The sequence below is a fragment of the Atribacter sp. genome (assembly GCF_035418125.1).
Lineage (GTDB): Bacteria > Atribacterota > Atribacteria > Atribacterales > Atribacteraceae > Atribacter > Atribacter allofermentans.
In genome coordinates, this window is the sequence record NZ_DAOLQM010000240.1 from 1 (window position 1) to 3366 (window position 3366).

The following is a 3366-nucleotide window of genomic DNA, read 5'->3' on the forward strand; positions in this document are numbered from 1 at the left end:
GTTGATCACTGTATTTCTGAGCTAACCGGGCTAATTCCGGAAAGCTGGTTACTTCATCAGTGGCTATATTGAAAACTCGATGTTCGGGATGTTCTGTCTCATAAGCCAACACTGCTCCCAGGGCGGTATCTTTCACGTAGGTAAAGCCAAGACTTTGGTCTCGACCCTTTTCCAATTGAAGATTATCCAATCCTTCCATTGAGCCCAAAAGATTTCTGAATAACGGATTCATTTCCGAAGGGAGAAGCCCTGGTCCAAAGAAAAAATAAGGACGAATCACTCGAACATCAATTTGGTAGTGGTTTCCATATTGAAGAGATATATATTCTGAGCCAACTTTTCCAGCTCCGTAGAGATCGGAGGGATTAACCGGATGAGTGAGTTCTGATGGTGAATCTTTGACCTCTCCATAAACCGCTCCAGAACTAACATAAAGAAATTTTGGGACCTGGTAGAGGCGAGCAAATTCCAGCAGGTTGAGTGTTCCTACCACATTCAAATAGGTGCTGCGATAAGGATTGTTCCAGTATCGGGGAGAAGCCATCTCTGCCGGAGTATGGATGATACCTTCAATTTCATTTTCTTTAGAATGAAATATTGGTAAAATTTGGGACCATTCCAGTACATCGCCCTGAATAAAGTTAATTTGGTCTTTAAATTCTTCCAGGTAGTCAAAGGTACGTGGTTTAAGATCGACTGAAATAATTCTTTTCCCCTTTTGAGCTAAATAATAGATGATCCAGGAGCTTAAAAGCCCGTTTCCTCCAGTAACAAGAACCGACATAAGAGGTGCCACCCCCTCAAATTATTTAATCAAAAAAGATATTATTAGTTGAAATGTCGATGGTGATGTAAGTCATTTCACTCTCATCAACACATTTTCTCATAAAAAGAGAAAGAACTTTTAAAATCATTTTGCCATAGACTGGAGAACTATTCAAGGAAAGACGGTTTGGTTATTTTTCCGCGTGTGGATCTCATCTCACACCTTTTTTAAAATCTTTGCTAGGAGCTTGACTTATCATGCCAATTCTAAATCCGTCATTGCGAGGAGTTCAACCGTTCTTTGGTTGGACGACGTGGTAATCTCTCATTCACCCACTCTGTCATTCTGAAGAGCGTCTTGTACGACGTGAGAATCTCATCCTTTCCGATTCCACAATTCCACAGTGTTTAAAGATGAGATCCTCACGCCCTCAATAACGAGGGCTCAGGATGACGGGTGTGGTGTTGGATGAGATTACCACGACCTCAAAAGGCGAGGTCTCGCAATGACGGATTGGGTTGATGAGATCCTCACGCCCTCGAAAAACGAGGGCTCAGGATGATGAATAAAGGGCACACCCCCCTAACTCTTCAAAGAGGGAATTCATTTGATAGTATTTTCAGGATAGAAACCTTAAACAAAGAAAGTTTTAAAAGTAAATAGGAAGGGTTTCCGGTTTTCGAAATCAGAAGAAGAGGATACAATGTACTAAGAAAGAGTAAAGTTGTAATATTCGAAGGCAAGAATTTAAGCCTTAAATTTGGGTCATTATGAAAGTTATCTTTAAAAAGGATAGAGTATTATAGATTACTATCGGTTTTGCTGAAAAGAATTGCTGATCTGAGCTTGAAACTAACATATTTAAGAAAATGATATCAATTTCAAAAGGTTAACTGTCCAAATGAAGGAGGAAAAAATATGAACAAAATTCTTAGCTCTCGTGAGAGAGTTCTTACTGCACTGGACCATAAAGAACCCGATCGGGTCCCATTGGACCTGGGAGGATACCAATCAGGTATTACCACCATTGCTTACGAGAAGCTCAAAATCCAAATGGGAATCAATCGACCCACTAAGATCTCAGAACGCAATCAACAACTGGCGGTGATCGGTGAAGAAGTTTTAAAAGAGTTTGGTATCGACACCCGCTATGTTTTTATGAAACCATCCGCCTCCTGGGACCCTAAAGAAGGCAGTGATGAAAAGTCAACCTGGTATTTTGATGAATGGGGTGCTCAATGGAAAAAACCCCATACCAGCTTTTATTATGACCCGGTCGGGGTTCCTTTGAAAGAAGCAACGATTGAAGACCTCCGTCATTACCCCTGGCCGGATCCCAATGAAAAAAGCCGTTTTGAAAATGTCGAAAAAGAAGCCCAAGCGATTTATGATGCAGGCTATGCTCTTGGCACCACGGTATCGGGGGTTTTCGAACAAGCCTGGTATCTGGTCGGTTTAGAACGAATCATGATCGAAATCATCGAGAATCCCTCCTTTGTTGAAGCCTTACTGGATCAAGTTCTGGTCATCCTTTCCCAACAATACAGCAATTTCCTGGAGAAGGTCGGTCAGTATCTCACTCTCATTGAAATTTGGGAAGACATCAGTTCCCAGCAAGGACCATTGACCTCACCCAATATCTACCGAAAAATCATCAAGCCCCGGACTCGGGATTTGATTCAGGTCATCAAGTCAAAAACCAAGGCCAAAGTCGCCCTTCACAGCTGTGGGAGCACCAGTTGGGCGATTGAAGATTTCATTGAAATTGGCATTCAAGTCTTAAATCCGGTTCAGGTGAGTGCTGCTCACATGAACACCAAGGAATTGAAGAAAAAATATCGGGATTCAATTAGTTTCTGGGGTGGAATTGATACTCAACGGGTTCTCCCCCGTGGGACAACCCAGGAAGTCGAGGATGAAGTGAAACGACGAATTGATGACCTGGGGGAGAGAGGAGGATACCTTTTGGCACCAGTTCACAATATCCAGCCCGATGTTCCTCCTGAGAATATCATTGCCATGTACCAGACTGGCTTGTCTTATGGGCGATATCACAATGAATTGGAATTCTTCTTTTTGTGAAATTTTTCAGTTCTTAATTAAGCAATTTTAGTGCAAAAATCAGCGTATCAGCATGGTCGTAATGATTTTGATAGCTCTGATTTTTTGGTTTCATTGATCCTGAATCTATTTATTGGTTTGTTGAAAGTACCAACTCTTCATTTTGAACTAAATAAAGAAAAATCTATGGTAGAATAATGAACGACAGAAATGCAAAAAAGAAATGATATAAGGGATAAATATGGATAAACGTTGGAAAGAACTGGGAAGACTTTTAGTCAATTACTCCACAGGTGTTCAACCACATGAACGGGTTATGATTGCGATGACCGAAGTTGAAACCTATCCTTTGGTTCAGGCCGTCTATGAAGCGTGTATTCAAGCAGGTGCCCACCCACAGGTGCAATTTTTATCTGAAGAATTAAATCGTTCTTTGCTCAAACACGGGTCAAATCAACAAATCGAGTGGCTTCCTGAAATAGAAGCATATAGTATGGAATGGGCTGATGTCTATATTGGATTACGGGGTGCCCACAATC

General features: G+C 41.4%; 3 protein-coding genes. 2 read left to right on the top strand and 1 reads right to left on the bottom strand.

Translation table 11 applies throughout. The features are described from left to right. Positions 1–784: NAD-dependent epimerase/dehydratase family protein (locus PLK24_RS09865; protein ID WP_324478686.1), on the bottom strand; the 784-nt coding region annotated here is incomplete at its 3' end. A gap of 900 nt (positions 785–1684) precedes the next feature. On the opposite strand from PLK24_RS09865, the gene PLK24_RS09870 reads away from it, so the two are divergent. Together PLK24_RS09870 and PLK24_RS09875 are read left to right on the top strand one after the other, a co-directional pair. Next, positions 1685–2848, top strand: a complete 1164-nt coding sequence (locus PLK24_RS09870) for a uroporphyrinogen decarboxylase family protein (RefSeq protein WP_324478687.1) — start codon at positions 1685–1687, stop codon at positions 2846–2848. A gap of 220 nt (positions 2849–3068) precedes the next feature. Beyond that, a partial coding sequence (locus tag PLK24_RS09875) for an aminopeptidase (RefSeq protein WP_324478689.1) occupies positions 3069–3366 on the top strand: 298 nt, incomplete at its 3' end.